Source organism: Roseateles sp. GW821-FHT09H10 (assembly GCF_059415865.1).
Window position 1 is genome coordinate 100,735 of sequence record NZ_JBWKOB010000003.1, and the last position, 19,056, is coordinate 119,790.

At 67.5% G+C, this 19,056-nt stretch carries 16 protein-coding genes; 8 read left to right on the forward strand and 8 right to left on the reverse strand.

Annotated elements, in window-relative coordinates:
• Positions 1-15 precede the first annotated feature (15 nt).
• A complete protein-coding gene (locus AC07OY_RS16135) occupies positions 16-387 on the reverse strand; it encodes a hypothetical protein (RefSeq protein WP_495043624.1) in 372 nt (123 codons plus the stop codon).
• A gap of 122 nt (positions 388-509) precedes the next feature.
• Between AC07OY_RS16135 and AC07OY_RS16140 the strand changes: the two genes are divergently transcribed.
• From AC07OY_RS16140 to AC07OY_RS16155, 4 genes are all read left to right on the forward strand, one after another.
• Entirely contained in the window at positions 510-2,123 is a 1,614-nt protein-coding gene (locus tag AC07OY_RS16140) for a gamma-glutamyltransferase family protein (RefSeq protein WP_495043625.1), read from the forward strand.
• A 2-nt stretch (positions 2,124-2,125) separates the two neighbouring features.
• Positions 2,126-2,500, forward strand: a complete 375-nt coding sequence (locus AC07OY_RS16145; protein ID WP_495043626.1) for a PPC domain-containing DNA-binding protein — start codon at positions 2,126-2,128, stop codon at positions 2,498-2,500.
• A gap of 147 nt (positions 2,501-2,647) precedes the next feature.
• On the forward strand, positions 2,648-3,928 hold the full coding sequence (locus AC07OY_RS16150) for an MFS transporter (protein ID WP_495043627.1): 1,281 nt from the start codon (positions 2,648-2,650) through the stop codon (positions 3,926-3,928).
• Positions 3,925-4,506, forward strand: a complete 582-nt coding sequence (locus tag AC07OY_RS16155) for a GNAT family N-acetyltransferase (RefSeq protein WP_495043628.1) — start codon at positions 3,925-3,927, stop codon at positions 4,504-4,506. Before AC07OY_RS16150 ends, AC07OY_RS16155 begins: the two co-directional genes overlap by 4 nt.
• A 32-nt stretch (positions 4,507-4,538) precedes the next feature.
• Here AC07OY_RS16155 and AC07OY_RS16160 read toward each other — a convergent pair whose 3' ends face one another.
• Entirely contained in the window at positions 4,539-5,291 is a 753-nt protein-coding gene (locus AC07OY_RS16160) for an SDR family oxidoreductase (protein WP_495043629.1), read from the reverse strand.
• A 110-nt stretch (positions 5,292-5,401) separates the two neighbouring features.
• On the opposite strand from AC07OY_RS16160, the gene AC07OY_RS16165 reads away from it, so the two are divergent.
• On the forward strand, positions 5,402-6,313 hold the full coding sequence (locus AC07OY_RS16165; protein ID WP_495043630.1) for a LysR family transcriptional regulator: 912 nt from the start codon (positions 5,402-5,404) through the stop codon (positions 6,311-6,313).
• 5 nt (positions 6,314-6,318) lie between these two features.
• Here the strand turns inward: AC07OY_RS16165 and ugpQ are convergent, their stop codons facing one another.
• The 5 genes from ugpQ to ugpB all read right to left on the reverse strand — a co-directional run bounded on the left by ugpQ (position 6,319) and on the right by ugpB (position 11,289).
• Positions 6,319-7,059, reverse strand: a complete 741-nt coding sequence (ugpQ, locus tag AC07OY_RS16170) for a glycerophosphodiester phosphodiesterase (protein ID WP_495043631.1) — start codon at positions 7,057-7,059, stop codon at positions 6,319-6,321.
• Positions 7,056-8,111 (reverse strand): sn-glycerol-3-phosphate import ATP-binding protein UgpC, encoded by a 1,056-nt coding sequence (locus tag AC07OY_RS16175; RefSeq protein ID WP_495043632.1) that lies wholly within the window; start codon positions 8,109-8,111, stop codon positions 7,056-7,058. Before AC07OY_RS16175 ends, ugpQ begins: the two co-directional genes overlap by 4 nt.
• Positions 8,111-8,959 carry a sn-glycerol-3-phosphate ABC transporter permease UgpE gene (gene ugpE, locus AC07OY_RS16180; RefSeq protein WP_495043633.1) on the reverse strand — a complete coding sequence of 283 codons (849 nt, stop codon included), beginning with the start codon at positions 8,957-8,959 and terminating at the stop codon, positions 8,111-8,113. The genes AC07OY_RS16175 and ugpE overlap by 1 nt, the downstream gene beginning before the upstream one ends.
• A complete protein-coding gene (gene ugpA / locus AC07OY_RS16185; RefSeq protein ID WP_495043634.1) occupies positions 8,959-9,846 on the reverse strand; it encodes a sn-glycerol-3-phosphate ABC transporter permease UgpA in 888 nt (295 codons plus the stop codon). The genes ugpE and ugpA overlap by 1 nt, the downstream gene beginning before the upstream one ends.
• Before the next feature lie 138 nt (positions 9,847-9,984).
• The gene (gene ugpB, locus AC07OY_RS16190; protein WP_495043635.1) at positions 9,985-11,289 is read right to left on the reverse strand and encodes a sn-glycerol-3-phosphate ABC transporter substrate-binding protein UgpB; all 1,305 of its coding nucleotides are present in this window, start codon (positions 11,287-11,289) and stop codon (positions 9,985-9,987) included.
• Between the two features lie 234 nt (positions 11,290-11,523).
• On the opposite strand from ugpB, the gene AC07OY_RS16195 reads away from it, so the two are divergent.
• Positions 11,524-15,390, forward strand: coding sequence for a DUF3683 domain-containing protein (locus AC07OY_RS16195; RefSeq protein ID WP_495043636.1), 3,867 nt, complete (start codon positions 11,524-11,526; stop codon positions 15,388-15,390).
• Positions 15,387-15,821 (forward strand): HIT family protein, encoded by a 435-nt coding sequence (locus AC07OY_RS16200; protein ID WP_495043637.1) that lies wholly within the window; start codon positions 15,387-15,389, stop codon positions 15,819-15,821. The genes AC07OY_RS16195 and AC07OY_RS16200 overlap by 4 nt, the downstream gene beginning before the upstream one ends.
• Before the next feature lie 11 nt (positions 15,822-15,832).
• Here AC07OY_RS16200 and AC07OY_RS16205 read toward each other — a convergent pair whose 3' ends face one another.
• Positions 15,833-16,339, reverse strand: coding sequence for a hypothetical protein (locus AC07OY_RS16205; protein ID WP_495043638.1), 507 nt, complete (start codon positions 16,337-16,339; stop codon positions 15,833-15,835).
• A 440-nt stretch (positions 16,340-16,779) separates the two neighbouring features.
• Here AC07OY_RS16205 and AC07OY_RS16210 point away from each other — a divergent pair, with 440 nt between their 5' ends.
• A complete protein-coding gene (locus AC07OY_RS16210) occupies positions 16,780-18,594 on the forward strand; it encodes a S8 family peptidase (protein WP_495043639.1) in 1,815 nt (604 codons plus the stop codon).
• Positions 18,595-19,056 lie beyond the last annotated feature (462 nt).

Below are 19,056 nucleotides of genomic sequence, written 5' to 3' on the forward strand. Positions count from 1 at the left end.
GGAGCGCTGTTGCGCTTACTGCGTCTTGGTCTCGGTCTTGGCGACGGCCTCGGCCTTGACGGCCGCATGCTTCTTGGCGTGATGCTTCACGGCCGGCTTGGCGGCGCTGGCGGCTTCGGCCGGCGCGGTGGCGGCCGGCATCGCGGCGGCGGTCGTGGTCGGAGCGGCCTTCGCGGCCGTGGTGGCAGCTGCAGGAGCGGGCGTCGCCGTCGCGGTGGTGGCCTGGGCCACCGTCGTGGCGGCCGGCGTTGCCACGGCTGCCGTGGTCGTGGCCTTGGCGGCGGCGGGGGCGGTGGTGGCAGCAGCCGGGGTCGGGTTTTGCGCCAGGGCCACGCCAGAGGCGAGCGTGATGAGGGCGGTGGCGATGGCGGTCTTCAGCGTGTTCATCTTGAGGGCTCCAGGGTGGTTTCGAATTTCGGTTCGGCTTGCGCAAGCTTGTGGCCACAACGACGCCTCGAATCGCCGCGTTGACCCGGTTGCAAAGCCTTACACCGGCAGAATCGGCCCTCATGAACACCGCCACCCACTTCGACTGGAGCGCCGGCTATCCCAGCCGCCGCAGCCCGCTGTTCGCACGCAATATCGTGTCGACCTCGCATCCGCTGGCCGCGCAGGCCGGGCTGCGCATGCTGCAGGCGGGCGGGAATGCGGTCGATGCCGCCATCGCGGCCGCGGCCTGCATGACCCTGCTCGAGCCCTGCAGCAACGGCCTGGGCTCGGATGCCTTCTGCATCCTGTGGGACGGCCAGCAGCTGCACGGCCTCAACGCCTCAGGGCCGGCACCTGCGGCCTGGACGCCGGAGTTCTTCGGGGGTCAGGTCATGCCCAAGCGCGGCTGGGGCGCTGTCACCGTGCCCGGCGCCGTGGGTGGCTGGGTGGCGCTGAGCGAGCGCTTCGGCAAGCTGCCGTTCGCGGACCTGATGCAGCCGGCCATCGAGATCGCCGAGCGCGGCTACGCGGTGCCGCCCATCGTGAGCGCGAAGTGGGCCATGGCCGCGGCATTGAGCGAGATCACGTCGCAGCCCGGTTTCGCGCAGGCCTTCCTGCCCAAGGGGCGGGCGCCCGAGGTCGGCGAGCTGTTCCGCTTTGCCGATGCGGCGCGAAGCCTCAAGCTGATCGCCGAGACCAAGGGCGAAGCCTTTTACCGCGGCGAGATCGCAGCGGCCCTGGCCCGTTTCGCGCGCGAGACCGGCGGTGCGCTGACCGCGGCCGATCTGGCGGCCTACCGGCCCGAATGGGTCACGCCGCTGGCCAAGGACTTTGCCGGCCATACGCTGCACGAGATCCCGCCCAATGGCCAGGGCATCGCGGCGCAGATGGCGCTTGGCCTGCTCGAGCATTGCAACGTGACGGCCCACGCCGTCGACAGCCCCGAGGCTCAGCACCTGATGATCGAGGCGATGAAGCTGGCCTTCGCCGACGTCTATCGCTATGTGGCCGAACCCGGTGCGATGCAGGTCAGCGCAGCCCAGCTGCTTGACCCCGGCTATCTCGCTGCGCGCGCCAGCCTCATCGATCCCAGCCGCGCCCAGAGTTTCGGCGCTGGCAACCCCGTCAAGGGCGGCACCATCTACCTGAGCGCCGCCGACGAGTCGGGAATGATGGTCAGCTTCATCCAGAGCAACTACATGGGCTTCGGCTCGGGCGTCGTGCTGCCGGGCTATGGCATCAGCCTGCAGAACCGCGGCCACGGCTTCACGCTGGAGGCCGGCCATGCCAACCAGGTGGCGCCGGGCAAGCGGCCCTTCCACACCATCATCCCGGCATTCCTGACCCGGGACGGCGTGCCCGTCATGAGCTTCGGGGTCATGGGCGGCAACATGCAGCCCCAGGGCCATATGCAGACCCTGGTGCGCATGCTCTGCTACGGCCAGAACCCGCAAGCGGCCTGCGATGCGCCGCGCTGGCGCTTCAACGAGGGGCTGTCCATCAACATCGAGCCCCACATGCCCACGGCGACCATCGAGGCCCTGCGCGCGCGCGGCCACGAGATCGGCGACATCCACGACAGCTACCAGGACTTCGGCGCCGGCCAGTTCATCTGGCGCATGGGCGATCCGGGCGTGGAAGGCTATGTGGCCGCCAGCGACCCGCGCCGCGATGGCGCTGCCGTGGGCTGGTGAGGATGCAAGCGCTGCGGCTCAATCCGGGCGACGACCTGCGCGGCGCGCTGGAGGCGGGCGGCCGTACCGGCTTCGTCGTGGCCGGCATCGGCAGCCTGTCTCGCGCCGAGCTGCGCCTCGCGGGTGATGCGGGCCCGACCCACCTCGAAGGCCCGCTCGAGATCCTGACCCTGAGCGGCAGCCTGACGCCGGCCGGCGCTCATCTGCACGCCAGCCTGTCTGATGCATCGGGCCGCGTGCTGGGCGGCCATATCTGCGCCGGTTGCGAGGTGCTCACGACGGCCGAGCTGCTGATCGCGCCGCTGCCGGCCGGCAGCCTCACCCGGACCTTCGATGCGGCCACCGGCTACACCGAGCTGCGCATCCTCAATCCATGACCGCCGGCACGCGACGCCGCCGGGCTGCGCTGCTAGGATGCAACGCATGACCAAGCTCCTCGACCTCGACTGACCGCGCCCTTCGGCGTGTCCTGTGTCCGCGTGGGCGATGCCCGCGTGTCGAGCGATCCTGAGTAGAGCCAAACCATGTGGTCTCGTCTGATCCAATATTTCACCCTCGCGCCCGGCGACCTGCTGCGTGATGCGGTCTATCGGCGGCTGTGGTCGTCCATCCTCATCTCGTCCCTCGGTGGCCAGATCACCATGCTGGCCCTGCCGTTGACAGCGGCCGTGCTGCTGAATGCCAGCCCGACGCAGATGGGCCTGCTGCAGGCGATGGAGATCCTGCCCTTCGTGCTGTTCTCGCTGCCGGCCGGCGTGCTGCTGGACCGCTGCGCCAAGCTGCCCGTCTACATCTGGGGCGAGAGCCTGCTCGCCGTGGCGGTCGCCACGGTGCCGGTGGCGGCCTGGCTGGAGGTGCTCGGCATGGGCTGGCTCTATGTCGTCGGCTTCGTGCTTGGCTGCGTCTACACGGTGGCCGGCAGCGCCGCGCAGATCGTGCTGACCCAGGTCGTGCCGCGCGAGCGCCTGGTCGAGGCGCATGCCAAGAACGCGCTGGCCTCCTCGGGCGCCGAAGTCGCAGGGCCGGGGCTGGCGGGCGCGCTGATCAAGATGCTGGGAGCGCCGCTGGCCCTGGCCGTGGACGCGCTGCTGCTGCTGGTCTCGGCCGCTATCCTGCGCGGCATCCAGGTCAAGGAGACGCTGGCCGAGCGCAGCGGCAAGGACTTCTGGACCGAGCTGAAGGCCGGCCTGCAGTTCGTGCGCGAGCGTCGCCTGCTGGTCAGCCTGGCCATGGCCACCGGCGGCTGGCAGCTCTTCCATAACGCGGCCCTGGTGGTGCAGATCCTGTTCGCGACGCGCGAGCTGCAGCTGAGCCCGCAGGCCGTGGGCCTGTCCTATATCTGGCTGGGGGCGGGCACGGTGCTGGCCAGCATCTTCGGCCACCGCATCAGCCGAAGCATCGGCCCCGGGCCCTGCCTGGTGCTGGGCTATGGCGCCTGCGGCGTCGGCTGGCTGCAACTGGCCCTGGCGCCGGCGGGTCATCTTGGCGTGATCAGCTTCGGGCTGATGCTGTTCGCCTTCGGCTTCGGCGCCGTGCTGATCTTCATCAACTTCCTGTCGCTGCGCCAGGCCGTCACGCCCGCGCCCATGCTGGGCCGCATGACCAGCACCATGCGCTGGCTCATCCTGCTGCCAGCCGGCCCGGGCGCCCTGATAGGCGGCGGGCTGGGCGAGTACATGGGCCTGCGTTCGGCCCTGGCCTTCTCCGGCGTGGGCGCCTGCGTGCTGGCGGTGCTGGCCTGGCGCCATCCCGTCATCCGCGGCGTGCGCGAACTGCCCAAACCCGTCGAGGTGGTGACGGCATGAGCACGTCGCTGGATCCGCTGCTGATCGACATCCCCGAGCGCCTGGACGGCGAGCACACCGTGCTGCTCGCGCCGCGGGCGGGCGTCGGCGCGGAGATGGCGGTCGTCATCACGCAGTCCATCTCGCATCTGCGGCCGTGGATGCCCTGGGCGAAGGAAGCACCGACGGCCGAAAGCTCGGAACTGGTCGTGCGCCGCATGCAGGCCGACTTCATCACGCGACGTGACCTGTGCTTCCAGATTTATGCCCGCAAGCCCGATGGCAGCGCCGGGCGGATGCTCGGCGGCACGGGCCTGCACCGCATCGACTGGGCCGTGCGACGCTTCGAGATCGGCTACTGGATTCGCCCCGAGGCGATGGGGCAGGGGCATGTCAGCGCGTCGGTGCGCCTGCTGACCGCGCTGGCCTTCGAACGCCTGGGTGCACGCCGCGTGGAAATCCGCTGCGACCCGCGCAACGTGAAGAGCTGCGCTGTGGCCGAGCGCTGCGGCTTCGTCCATGAAGGAACCCTGCGCTGCGACATGCTGGGCGTGGACGGAACGCCGCGGGACACCAGCATCTATGGCAAGGTGGCCTGATCTCCAAGTCGCAGCGACGCGGCCCGCGGCGATCAGACCTGCGTCATGCCGCCGTCGGCGAACAGTTCGACGCCGTTGACGAAGCTGCTGTCGTCAGAGGCGAGAAACGCCGCGGCCTTGGCGATCTCGTCGGTCGTGCCGACGCGGCCCAGGGGAATCGTCTGCGCCTGCATCTCGATGAACGCGGTGAGCTGATCTCCCTTCAGTCCCAGCAGTTCATAGGCCGGCGTCGGGACCACGCCGGGGCTGAGGACGTTCACGCGGATGCCTGCTTCCTTCAGGTCCAGCATCCAGCTTCGCGCGAGGTTGCGCACGGCTGCCTTGCTGGCGCTGTAGATGCTGAAACCCGGCGTGCCCTTGATCGAGGTGGTCGAGGCGTTCAGGACGATGGTGGCTCCCTTGGGCATCAGCGGCAGCGCCTTCTGCACCGTGAACACCAGGCCGCGCACATTGGTGGCGAAGATACTGTCGAAGTGCTCCTCCGTGATCTGACCCAGCGGCGCGACCTGGCCGCCACCGGCGTTGGCGAACAGCACATCGAGCCGGCCCTTGTCCTTCTGGATCGTGGCGTAGAGGCGATCGAGGTCGCTGAGGTTGGACACGTCGCTGCGCACGCCGGTCACGTTGTGGCCGATTTCCCGGACGGCCGCGTCGAGTTGCTCCTGCCGGCGGCCGGTGATGAAGACGTAGGCGCCTTCGGCAACGAAGCGCTTCGCGGTCGACAGGCCGATGCCGCTGGTGCCGCCGGTCACGAGGGCGATCTTGTCGGTGAGTCTGGATGTCATGGGATTGCCTTGCCTGTTGGTTGAAGAGGAACGCAGTTTGGGAGCGCAGCCGCCTCGCACAAAGATGGCAACCGGAACATGTTTATTAGCCATTTGCTAATAATGGTTTGATGGACCAGATCACCGCCATGCGCGTGTTTGCACGCGTTGTCGAAGCAGGCACCTTCACGCGCGCCGCCGATCAGTTGCAGATGCCCAAGCCCAGCGTGACCAAGCTGGTCCAGCAGCTGGAGAAGCATCTGAAGGTCAAGCTGCTGCATCGGACGACGCGGCGCGTGACGGTCACGCCCGAGGGGGCGGCCTACTACGAGCGCACGGCGCGCGTGTTGACCGAACTGGACGACATCGAATCGGACCTGACGCAGGAGCGCAGCAATCCCAGGGGCTGCGTGCGCATCGACGTCGGATCGGTGGTGGCCAATCTGATCCTGATGCCGCAGCTGCCCGTGTTCTACGAACGCTATCCGCAGGTTCAGCTCGCCCTCGGTGTCAGTGACAGGCCGGTCGATCTGGTGGGCGAAGCGGTCGATTGCGTGATCCGCGGCGGCACGATGAACGACCAGTCCCTGGTGGCACGCCGCATTGCGCAGATGGCCTTCACCACGGTCGCCGCGCCGGCCTATCTGAAGCGGCACGGCACCCCCCGCACGCCACAGGATCTGCTGGATGGCGGGCATGTCATGGCCAGCTACTTTTCAGCCGGGACCGGCAGGATCGTGCCGGCGCCCTATGTGCGCGGCACGGAGCGCTTCGAGATTGCCGGCCAGGGGCGGATCTCGGTCAACGAGAGCACCGCGCACCTGAATGCCGCCCTGACCGGCCTGGGGCTGGTACAGACCTTCGGCCCCATCGTGCAGCCCCACATCGACAGCGGCGCGCTGGTGGAGGTGCTGGCTGACTGGGCACCGCCCCCCATGCCTTTCTATGTGGCTTACCCACCGAACCGCCACCTCAGTGCCAAGCTGAGGGTCTTCGTGGATTGGGTGGTTCAGGTTTTCGAGCCGTACAACGTCGAGCGTTGAGGGATCTACCTGCTGGCAGGCCCCAGCCGGTCAACCGCATCCGTGATGATGCCGTCGATGCCCTCCGCGATGAGGCGCTTGGCGATGTCCGCATCGTTCACCGTGTAGACCAGCGCTCGCCAGCCTTTGGCGTGCAGGCGCTCGATCAGCGCGCGGTCCATCAGCCGGTAGTTGGTGATCACGGCGACGACGTCCAGGGCCTCGGCGGCTTCGAACCAGCCGTCCCAGAGCTTGTCCAGCAGCAGTCCGCGGGGCAGGGTGGGCTCGGCGTCGCGCGCCGCGGCCAGGGCCTCGGGCTTGAAGCTGCTCAGCAGCGGCGGCAGTGCGCCCGCCCACAAGCGAGCCGCCTCGCGCGCCACGGCCGCGCCGGTGCGCGCCTCCTCGCCCGGGCAGGGCTTGATCTCGATATTGATGGCGCAGCCATTGGCCTGGCAGAAGGCGGCGATCTGCGCCAGCCGGGGCAGGGGCTCGGCCACGAAGGGCGGGCTGTGCCAGGCGCCGGCGTCCAGGCGAGCCAGCTCGGCCCAGTCCTGGTCGGCCGGCGAGCCCTGGCCGCTGCTGGTGCGGTCCAGCGTGTCGTCGTGCAGCAGAAAGCATTCGCCGTCGCGGCTCAGTTTCAGATCGCACTCGTAGGCGCGAAAGCCGTGCTGCAGGCCCAGGCGGAAGGCCGCCAGCGTGTTCTCCGGCGCCAGCTTGCCCGCGCCGCGATGGGCGATCCACAGCGGGTAGAGCCAGGGCGTGTTCACAGCCTCTGCCCCGTCTTGGCGTCGAAGCGGTGCAGATGCAGGGGATTGAAGGCCAGGTGCAGGAACTCGCCCGGCTGGGGCGGAGGCAGGGTGGCGTCCAGGCGCAGCGTGAAGGGCGTGGCGCTGCCCAGCTTGCCGTAGACGAGTCGCTCGGCACCCAGCATCTCGATCATTTCGACACGCAGCGGCCAGCCGCGGTCGGCCAGCTGGGCATGCTCGGGGCGCAAGCCCAGTGTGAGGTCGCCTTCAACACCCGGCGGCACGTCCAGCGCTGCGCCTTCGATGTGGAACTGCCCGCCGTGCTGGCGGCCGGGTAGCAGATTCATGGCCGGCGAGCCGATGAAGCTGGCGACGAAGGTGGAGGCGGGCTGGCCGTAGACCTCTTCTGGGGTGCCCATCTGCTCGATGCGGCCGCCGTTCATGACGATGATGCGCTGGGCCAGGGTCATGGCCTCGACCTGGTCGTGGGTGACGAAGAGCGAGGTGACGCCCAGCTCGCGGTGCAGCTTCTGGATCTCCAGGCGCGTCTGCACGCGCAGCTTGGCGTCCAGGTTGGACAGGGGCTCGTCGAACAGGAAGACCTGCGGGTCGCGCACGATGGCGCGGCCCATGGCGACGCGTTGGCGCTGGCCGCCGGACAGTTCGCGCGGCTTGCGCTCCAACAGATGGCCCAGCTCCAGGATCTTGGCGGCACGCTGCACGCGCTCGTCGATCTGGGCCTTGGGCATCTTGCGAAGCTTCAGGCCATAGGCCATGTTCTCGGCCACGCTCATGTGCGGGTAGAGGGCGTAGTTCTGGAACACCATGGCGATGTCGCGGTCGGCCGGCTCCACGTCGTTGACCAGGCGGGCGCCTATGGCGATCTCGCCTTCGCTGACCTCTTCCAGCCCGGCCACCATGCGCAGCAGCGTGGACTTGCCGCAGCCCGAGGGCCCGACGATGACGACGAACTCGCCGTCCTTGACCTCGGCATCGACGCCGTGAATCACCTGCACGGCCTTGGGGCCGTGGCCGTAGCGCTTGACCAGCTTTCTGATGGAGATGCTTGCCATTATTTTTCTGTGTCCACGAGACCTTTGACAAACCACCGCTGCATCAGGATCACGACCAGCGCGGGCGGAATCATGGCCAGCAGCGCCGTCGCCATGACGAGATTCCAGTCGTTGGCCGCCTCGCCGCCACTGATCATGCGTTTGATGCCGATGACGACGGGGTACATGGACTCGTCGGTGGTCACCAGCAGCGGCCAGAGGTATTGGTTCCAGCCGTAGATGAACTGGATGACGAAGAGGGCGGCGATGCTGGTGGTGGACAGCGGCAGCAGCACGTCCTTGAAGAAGCGCAGCGGCGAGGCGCCGTCGATGCGCGAGGCTTCCACGAGTTCGTCGGGCACGGTCAGGAAGAACTGCCGGAACAAAAAGGTGGCCGTGGCGGAAGCAATCAGCGGCACGGTCAGGCCGGCATAGCTGTTGAGCATCTGCAGATCGGCCACCACCTGGTAGGTCGGGCCGATGCGCACCTCCACCGGCAGCATCAGCGTCACGAAGATGGCCCAGAAGAACAGCTGGCGCATTGGGAAGCGAAAGTAGACGATGGCAAAAGCCGACAGCAGCGAGATGGCGATCTTGCCGACGGCGATGACCATGGCGGTCACGAAGCTCACCCACATCATGCGGGCCACCGGTGCGCTGGAACCCGCGCCGGTGCCGCCGCCCAGGGCCGTGGCCATGTTGTCGATCAGATGCCCGCCGGGCACGAGCGGCATGGGCGCGTGGACGATGTCCTGGGCCGTGTGGGTGGCGGCGACGAAGGTGACGTAGAGCGGGAAGGCCACGACGGCCACGCCGAGCAGCAGGATGGCGTGGGCCAGCCAGTCGAGAAGGGGGCGGCGCTCGACCATCAGTAGTTCACTTTCTTCTCGACGAAGCGGAACTGCAGCACCGTCAGGCTGATGACGATGACCATCAGCACCACGCTCTGGGCTGCCGAGCCGCCCAGGTCCAGGGCCTTGAAACCGTCGTGATAGACCTTGTAGACCAGGATGGCCGTCTCCTTGCCCGGGCCGCCCTGGGTGGCGGCGTCGACGATGCCGAAGGTGTCGAAGAAGGCGTAGACGATGTTGATGACCAGCAGGAAGAAGCTGGTGGGCGACAGCAGCGGGAAGGTCACGTCCCAGAAGCGCCGCCAGGGGCTGGCGCCGTCGATGGCCGCGGCTTCGATCAGCGAGCGCGGGATGGACTGCAGCCCGGCCAGGAAGAACAGGAAGTTGTAGGAGATCTGCTTCCACACGGCGGCCATGACGATGAGCGTCATGGCGTGGTCGGCATTGAGCAGGTGGTTCCAGTCCAGCCCCACGGCCCGCAGGCCGTAGGCCACGATGCCGATGGACGGCGCGAACATGAAGAGCCACAGCACGCCGGCGATGGCCGGGGCCACGGCATAGGGCCAGATCAGCAGGGTCTTGTAGACGCCGGCGCCGCGCACGACGCGATTCGCCATGACCGCCAGCAGCAGCGAGATGGACAGGCCCAGCACCGCGACGAGGATGGAGAACAGGGCGGTGGTCTTGAAGGCCGCGAGGTAACTCGCATCGGCCCACAGGGCCTGGAAATTGGCCAGACCCACCCATTCGGTCGACAGGCCGAAGGCGTCCTGCTGCTGCAGCGACTGCAGCAGGGCCTGGGCCGCCGGCCAGAAGAAGAACACGGCGATGACGGCCGCCTGCGGCGCCAGCAGCAGCCAGGGCAGCCAGCGGGAGCGGAAGACGACGCGTTTTTCCTGGGCCACTTCAGCGACTCCTGCCTTTCGGGCCGAGCGCCGGGCCGCTCCCAAGCCGGCCCGTCATGGCGATGTGCTTGCCGGTCAATCCGGCAAGCATCGCCGTCCCCGCGGGGGACCGGCCAAGGTCGTCCTTGGACGAGGGGCTCATAGCTTCGCGGTTCTCTGGAACTTCTCGAGCTGCTCGTTCCCGCGCTGGACCGCCGCATCGATCCCTTCCTTGGCGGTCTTCTTGCCGGCCCAGATCAGCTCGAATTCCTCGTCCACGATGGTGCGGATCTGCGGGTGGTTGCCCAGGCGCACACCGCGCGACTTGTCAGTCGTCTTGCGGATCATCTGGTTGACGGCCACGTCGCTGCCCGGGTTGGCCTTGTAGAAGCCGCCGGCCTCGGTGGTGGTGAAGGCGGCCTTGGTGGCGGGCAGGTAGCCGGTGCGCTTGTGGCTTTCAGACGCGACATCGGCCCGCGCCAGGTATTCGAAGAACTTGGCCACGCCCTTGTATTCGGCCGGCTTCTTGCCTGCCATCACCCACAGGCTGGCGCCGCCGATGACGGTGTTTTGCGGTGCGCCGGGCACGTCGGGGTAGTAGGGCAGAGCGGTGATGCCGAAGGCGAACTTGGCGTTCTTCTTGATGTCGCCGTAGATGCTGGACGAGGCCGTCGTCATGGCGCATTCACCCGAGACGAAGGTGGCGTCGGACGCATTGCCGCGGCCCTTGTAGACGAACAGGCCCTGCTTGGCCATGTTGGCCAGGTTCTCGATGTGGCGCAGGTGCAGGGGCGTGTTGAAGGCCAGCCGCGCGTCCAGGCCGCCGAAGCCGTTGTTCTTGGTGGCGAACTCGACGTTGTGCCAGGCCGAGAAGCTTTCCAGCTGGGTCCAGCTCATCCAGGAGGTGGTGAGCGGGCATTTGCTGCCATTGGCCTTGAGCTTGGCGGCCGCCGAGGCCACCTCGGGCCAGCTGGTGGGCGGCTTGTCGACGCCGGCCGCCTTCAGCGCGTCGCGGTTGAAGAAGAAGACGGTGGTGGAGCTGTTGAAGGGAAAGCTCAGCATCTGGCCGCTGGGGGCCGTGTAGTAGCTGGCCACGGCCGGCACATAGGCGCCGGGCTCGAAGGGGATGCCGGCCTCTTTCATGATGTCGGCGGCCGGCTTGATGGCCGCCTTGCTGGCCATCATGGTGGCCGTGCCGACCTCGAAGACCTGCAGGATGTGGGGGGCGTTGCCGGCCCGGAAGGCCGCGATGGCCGCCGGCATGGACTCGTCGTAGCTGCCCTTGAAGGTGGGGATGACCTTGTAGTCCTTCTGGCTGGCGTTGAAGTCCTTGGCCAGGTCGTTGACCCATTCGCCCCGCGCCCCGCCCATGGCGTGCCACCACTGGATCTCGACCTGGGCCTGGGCCGAGCCGGCCAGCCCCAGAGCTGCAATGAACGTCACGACCGGGGCAAACGACTTCATCGGGGTGTCTCCTTGAGGGTATTTGCGGGCCAGCATAGCGCCGTTGATGAGGTGCGAATGGCGGGCAAACACGGTGGCTCCCTAGGGGGAAGCCCCCCTCGGTTACGATCCCATTCCCTGCCGCGAGGGGCCGTGGCCACAAGCCGGGCGTCCCCGCCCGCCCTGCTGCCGACCCGAGCCGCTGCCCGTCCGAACCAGCCTGCCAAGGCTTCTTTCCCGGTCAAGCCGGTTGCCATGAACGCTCCGCATCCCCTGATGCCCACCGCCGATGCCTCGAATTCGGCGGACGAGAGCGCAGCCCCCCGGTTGCGTGAGATTCCGTACAACTACACGTCGTTCTCCGACCGCGAGATCGTCATCCGCCTGCTGGGCTCCCGGGCCTGGGAGCTGCTGGACCAGCTGCGGCTGGAGCGCCGCACGGGCCGGTCCGCGCGCATGTTGTACGAGGTGCTGGGCGACATCTGGGTGGTGCAGCGCAACCCCTATCTGCAGGACGACCTGCTGGACAACCCCAAGCGCCGCGCCCTGCTGATCGAGGCCCTGCACCATCGCCTGGGCGAGGTGCAGAAGCGCCGCGACCCGGCCGGTGACGCCCAGCGCGACGCCGCCGTCGGCGAGCTGCTGCTGGCCGCGCGTGCTGCGGTTGCCGAATTCGGCAAGTTCTTCGACAGCGTCGGCACGCTGCGCAAACGTGCCGCCAAGACGCTGGGCCGCCAGACGGCCAAGGACAACATCAAGTTCGACGGCCTGTCGCGCGTCTCCCATGTGACGGATGCGACCGACTGGCGCGTGGAGTACCCCTTCGTCGTGCTGACGCCCGATACCGAGGCCGAGATGGCCGGCCTGGTGGCCGCCTGCTTCGAGCTCGGCCTGACCGTCATCCCGCGCGGCGGCGGCACCGGCTACACGGGCGGTGCGATCCCGCTGGTGTGGAACAGCGCCGTCATCAACACCGAGAAGCTCGAGGCCCTGCGCGGCGTCGAGATGCTGAAGCTGCCAGGCCTGGACCGCGAGGTGCCGACCATCTTCAGCGAGGCCGGCGTCGTCACCCAGCGCGTGGCCGACATGGCCGAGGCAAATGGCTTCGTCTTCGCCGTCGATCCGACCTCGGCCGAGGCCAGCTGCATCGGCGGCAACGTCGCGATGAACGCTGGCGGCAAGAAGGCCGTGCTGTGGGGCACGGCTCTGGACAACCTGGCCAGCTGGACCATGGTGACGCCCGAGGCCAAGTGGCTGGAGGTCGTGCGCCTCAACCACAACCTCGGCAAGATCCATGACGTCGAGGTGGCCAGCTTCGAGCTGCGCTATTTCGATGCTTCCGGCAAGACGCTGGAGCGCACCGAGAGGCTGGACATCCCGGGCCGCGTCTTCCGCAAGGAGGGCCTGGGCAAGGACGTGACGGACAAGTTCCTCGCCGGCCTGCCGGGCATCCAGAAGGAAGGCTGCGACGGCCTCATCACCAGCGCACGCTGGATCGTGCACCGCATGCCGGCGCACACGCGCACCGTCTGCCTGGAGTTTTTCGGCAACCCCAAGGACTGCGTGCCCAGCATCGTCGACATCAAGGACTACATGTTCTCGATTGCCGACACCGGCGTGCTGCTGGCGGGCCTGGAGCATCTGGACGACCGCTACCTGAAGGCGGTGGGCTATGCCACCAAGAGCAAGCGCGGCGGCCTGCCCAAGATGGTGCTGGTGGGCGACATCTCCGGCGACGACGCCGATGCGGTGGCGCGCGCCACCTCGGAAGTCGTGCGCCTGGCCAATGGCCGATCGGGCGAAGGCTTCGTGGCCGTCAGTGCCGATGCGCGCAAGAAATTCTGGCTGGACCGCAAGCGCACCGCGGCCATCAGCAAGCACACCAACGCGTTCAAGGTGAACGAGGACGTGGTGATCCCCCTGCACCGCATGGGCGAGTACACGCTGGGCATCGAGCGCATCAACATCGAGCTCAGCCTGCGCAACAAGCTCGAGCTGGTGACGGCCTTGCAGGCCTTGTTCGCCACCGGCAAGCTGCCGCTGGGCAAGAGCGACGACGCCGGCGACATCCCGACCGCCGAGCTGCTGGAAGACCGCGTGCAGCAGGCCCTGGCGCTGCTGCGCGAGGTGGGCGACCTGTGGCTGCAATGGCTCAATGGCCTTGATGCCGGCTTCTTCGAGGGCCTGCAGACCCATGAGCTGCGCGCTTCGTGGAAGACGCAGATCCTCAAGCCCCTGCAGGCCCTCTTCAACGGCGCGGCCTTCGAGCCGCTGATCGCCGAGCTGAAGCGCATCCACAAGGAAGTGCTGCGCGGCCGCGTCTGGGTGGCCCTGCACATGCACGCCGGCGACGGCAATGTGCACACCAACATCCCCGTCAACAGCGACAACTACCAGATGCTGCAGACGGCCCACGAGGCCGTGGCCCGCATCATGACGCTGGCGCGCTCGCTGGATGGCGTCATCTCCGGCGAGCATGGCATCGGCATCACCAAGCTCGAGTTCCTGACCGACGACGAACTGGCCAACTTCACGGCCTACAAGAAGCGCGTCGATCCTGAGGGCCGCTTCAACAAGGGCAAGCTGCTGCGTGACGAGAGCATGCCGGCCGACCTGCGCAATGCCTACACGCCGTCCTTCGGCCTGATGGGGCATGAGTCGCTGATCATGCAGCAGAGCGACATCGGCGAGATCGCCAACTCGGTGAAGGACTGCCTGCGCTGCGGCAAGTGCAAGCCGGTCTGCGCCACGCATGTGCCGCGCGCCAACCTGCTCTATTCGCCGCGCAACAAGATCCTCGCCACCTCGCTGCTGGTCGAGGCCTTCCTGTACGAGGAGCAGACGCGCCGCGGCGTGTCCATCAAGCACTGGCAGGAATTCGAGGACGTGGCCGACCACTGCACGGTCTGCCACAAGTGCCTGTCGCCTTGCCCGGTCAAGATCGACTTCGGCGACGTGACGATGAATATGCGCAACCTGTTGCGCAAGATGGGCCAGAAGACCTGGCGCCCCGGCAACGCGGCGGCCATGTTCATGCTGAACGCGACCAACCCCGAGACCATCAAGCTGGCCCGCACGGCGATGGTGGGCATCGGTTTCAAGGCCCAGCGCTTTGCGGTGGACCTGTTCAAGCCGGCGGGCCGCAAGCAGACGAGCGCGCCGCGCGCCACCGTCGGCGCGGCGCCGATCAAGGAACAGGTCATCCACTTCATCAACAAGAAGCTGCCCGGCGGCCTGCCCAAGAAAACGGCGCGCGCGCTGCTGGACATCGAGGACAAGGACTACGTGCCCATCATCCGACCGCCGGCGACGCCGAGCGAGACGGAAGCCGTGTTCTATTTCCCCGGCTGCGGCTCGGAGCGCCTGTTCAGCCAGGTCGGCCTGGCGACCCAGGCCATGCTCTGGCATGCCGGCGTGCAGACGGTGCTGCCGCCCGGCTACCTGTGCTGCGGCTACCCGCAGCGCGGCTCGGGCCAGTTCGACAAGGCCGAGAAGATGATCACCGACAACCGGGTGCTCTTCCACCGCGTTGCCAACACGCTGAACTACCTCGACATCAAGACGGTGGTGGTCAGCTGCGGCACCTGCTACGACCAGCTGCAGGGCTACAAGTTCGAGGACATCTTTCCCGGCTGCCGCATCATCGACATCCACGAGTACCTGCTGGAGAAGGGCATCACGCTCGGCTCCAAGAACAGCTACCTGTACCACGACCCCTGCCATTCGCCGATGAAGCTGCAGGAGCCGATGAAGACGGTGAAGGCGCTGGTGGGCCCGGACGTCGTCAAGAGCGAGCGCTGCTGCGGCGAGAGCGGCACGCTGGGCGTGACGCGGCCGGACATCTCGACGCAGGTGCGCTTTCGCAAGGAAGAGGAACTGCGCAAGACCGAGACGGCGTTGCGCGAGTCGGGCAAGGTCGGCGCGAACGACAACCTGAAGATCCTGACCTCCTGCCCGAGCTGCCTGCAGGGCCTCTCCCGCTACGGCAACGACCTGCAGAACGGCCTGCTCGAGGCCGACTACATCGTCGTCGAGATGGCCAACCAGATCCTCGGCCCCAACTGGATGCCCGACTACGTGGCCAAGGCCAACAACGGCGGCATCGAGCGGGTGTTGGTGTGAGTTGCGTGCTGTGTGATGGCGACGGCGGTCTTGTTGTCGCCCGCACGCCGCAGTTCCGCGTCGTGCGCGTTGTGGACGGCGAGGAGGCGCGGCGTTTCCCGGCCTTCTATCGACTCATCTGGAACGCGCATGTCGCCGAGTTCAGCGACCTGTCGGATACGGACAGACACGCCTGCATGGACGCTGTCACCGAGATCGAGCGGGTTCTGAGGTCTTTGCTCGCGCCGACCAAGGTCAACATCGCCAGCCTGGGCAATGTCGTGCCTCATCTGCACTGGCATGTCATCGCGCGCTTCGGCTGGGACAGCCATTTCCCGGGGCCGGTCTGGGCCGCGGCGCAGCGCGATGAAGTGGTGGGCGGCGCGGCCGCGCATCTCGCGCAGCCGCTGACGGCCGTCGATGCGGCCATCGCCGCCGCCCTCACACGCTGATCAGTCGCTGATCACTCGTCGGCGAGGGCGAGCGTCACGCCGGTCTGCCTGGCCTTGGCCGTCATCGTGTCGCGGCTGGTGTGATTGGCATAGGGGTCGATGAAGTCGACGCGGAAGCGGTAGACGCCGGCCGCCTTCTGGGCATTGCCGCAGTGCAGGGCGTTCACCGCGTTGCGCACCGAGCGCTCGATCGTGTGCGAGATGCCCTTGGCCTTGACGGCCGTGATCTCGCCGCCGTCCATGACGAGCTGCACCTTCACCTGGCCGGCGCGGCGCTCGCGCACCCAGGTCGTCTGCAGCGCGTCCTGCAGCTGCTCTTCGATGTTGTTGCAGTTGGCGCGCACGTCGAAGCGCGTCGGCGCCTCGTAGACCTTGCCGCTGATCTCAACGCGCTCCAGGTCGCCGGGCTGGGCCAGCGCCGGGCCCGCGGCGAGAGTCAATGTGATGGCGCAGGCGATGCCGGCGAACAGGCTGTTTTGCAGGGGTGAGCGCTGGGCGATCGAGTAGCGGTTGGACATGACAAGCTCCTGTGGGGTTCTGCGGGAGGCGGGCGTCGCGAAATGCGTCGACCTGTCGTCAGGCTAGGCGTCAGGGCAGGGCGTCCCAAGCCGCAAGCGATGAGTTGCCGCTGGCGTGCGACGGTCCGCAGAAAACCGCGCCTGAATTGCGGGCGGGCGAAATGGCGTTTTTCAGGCCCGCATGCCATTCGTCACGACCGCTGTCATCCGTGATTGCCCGCTAGGGTTACTTACGTCACTGCGGCTGGTGACAAGGCTGGCTTCGTTGAGCGGACACACTGCGCGCCGCTTCGGATAGCGCCAGGTTGGCCACGGACGTCTTTGTTGTTGTTGTTGGGTTGAGTCCGGTCAGCGAGCTGAACACAGCGGCGCTCCTCGTGGAGATCCCACGGGCGGAGCCGGTGCGCCGTCCGCCACGGTGACTTTTCCGGAAACACCAAATGAAGTTTGCTTTTGCCAACAAAAGAACCCTGCTCGCACTGGCCTGTGGCCTGCTGACGGCAGGCGCAGGCCAGGCCGGCGTGTCCAACACGCAGGTCGACGTGGGCGTTGCCAGCCTGGCACGCTCGAGCAGCACCGACCGCCTCATCATCAGCTACCGCGACGCCTCCCAGGTCGATGCCAAGGACGCCAGCGTGCTGCGCGCCGTCGGCGTCGCCTCCAACGCCCTGGAAGCCCGCCTGAGCAACGTCAACTCGGCGCTGGCCCTGCGCGGCGCCAAGGCGCGCATCCTGCGCCAGATGGGCACCGGCCCCCACATCTACAAGCTGGACAAGGCCCTCTCGCACGGCGAGATGCAAAGCCTGGCCAACCAGCTCAAGGCGGCTGACGCGAACATCGCCTATGCGGAACCCGACCGCAAGATGTACCCCATGATGACGCCCAACGACACGAGCTACAACTCGCAGTGGGACCTGTTCGAGACGACCGGCGGCATCCGCGCCCCGGCAGCCTGGGACCTGGCCACCGGCTCCGGTGTCGTCGTCGCCGTCATCGACACGGGCATCCGTCCCCACGCCGACCTGTCGGGCCAGACCGTGGCCGGCTACGACATGATCAACGACACGGCCGTCTCCAATGACGGCTCGGCCCGCGACAGCGATCCCAGCGACCCGGGCGACTGGACGGCGGCCAACGAGTGCGGCAGCGGCGAACCCGCGAGCAACTCCAGCTGGCACGGCACCCATGTGGCCGGCACCATCGCCGCCAAGACCAACAACTCGCTGGGCATCGCCGGCATCGCCTTCAACGCCAAGATCCAGCCCGTGCGCGTGCTGGGCAAGTGCGGCGGCTACACCTCGGACATCGCCGACGGCATGGTCTGGGCTTCGGGCGGCAGCGTCTCCGGCCTGCCGGCCAACGCCACGCCTTCGCGCGTGATCAACATGTCCCTGGGCGGCGGCGGCGCCTGCGACACGACGTCGCAGAACGCCATCAACAGCGCCCGTTCGCGCGGCACCGTCGTCATCGTGGCGGCCGGCAACGAGAACCAGAACGCCAGCAACTCCAACCCGGCCAACTGCTCCGGCGTCATCACTGTCGCCGCAACGGACCGCAACGGCGCTCGCGCCTACTACTCGAACTATGGCAATGTCGTGGCGCTGGCAGCGCCCGGCGGCGACGTGCGCTCGAGCAGCAGCAACGGCATCCTGAGCACGCTGAACGCCGGCACCAAGGCGCCGGGCGCCGACAGCTACGCCTACTACCAGGGCACGTCGATGGCGACGCCCCACGTGGCCGGTGTCGCGGCGCTGATGCTGAGCGCCAAGCCCAGCGCCACGCCTGACCAGATCAAGGCCGCCCTGCAAAGCAGCGCGCGCGCCTTCCCGGGCAGCTGCTCGGGCTGCGGTTCGGGCATCCTGAACGCCCAGGCGGCCATCCAGGCCATCACGGTCACCCAGCTGCCGACCGTCAACGAGACCGAGTCCAACGGCACGATCGCCACGGCCAACACCGTGTCGGCCTCGGCCAATGTGGCGGGCTCGATCGGCTCGACCAGCGACACCGACTACTTCAAGGTGACGCTGCCGGCCGGCAAGACGCTTGCTGCAACGCTGACCGCGGCCAGCAACAGCAACGACTTCGACCTGTACATCAAGAACAGCTCGGGCACCCAGCTCGCCGCCAGCGAGAAGGCTGCCGGCCAGGTCGACAGCACGAGCTACGCCAACGGCGGCTCGGGCTCGGTCACGCTGTATGTGCAGGTGCTGCGCTACAGCGGCACCGGCGCGTACACGCTGAAGCTGCAGTGGTAAGTGGTTTGGTGGGTTAAACGGAACGGGGCTTCGGCCCCGTTTTTTTGGGGTGGTTGCTTTTGCGTAGAGCGTGCCTGCTCGCTGCATTGCCGGGAGTCCGTCCCGGCGGCCGGGTAACTTTCTTCTGCGGGGCCAGAAGAAAGTCACCAAAGAAGAGGCCCTGAACCGCACTCGAGCAGCACGCTGCCATCAACGGCGCGCGAAAACGTCCACCGTCATTCCGACGAGAAGCGAGCCGCTGCGCTCTCGCGTCTGACTTGGCATCAGCAGCGCTCATCGCTGCATCGCACCTGTTAACGCGCGGCTGCACGCCGTGCTCACGAGCAAAGACCAATGCAGCGTCGCTCGGGCGACGCGGCTGTTCGGTATTCCTTGATGAGCCCGGCGTGCAGCCGGCGTCAACCGGCTTGAAGGGGCGATGGATGGTGCTCGTCACAAGTGGTAGGCGAGAGCGCAGCGGCT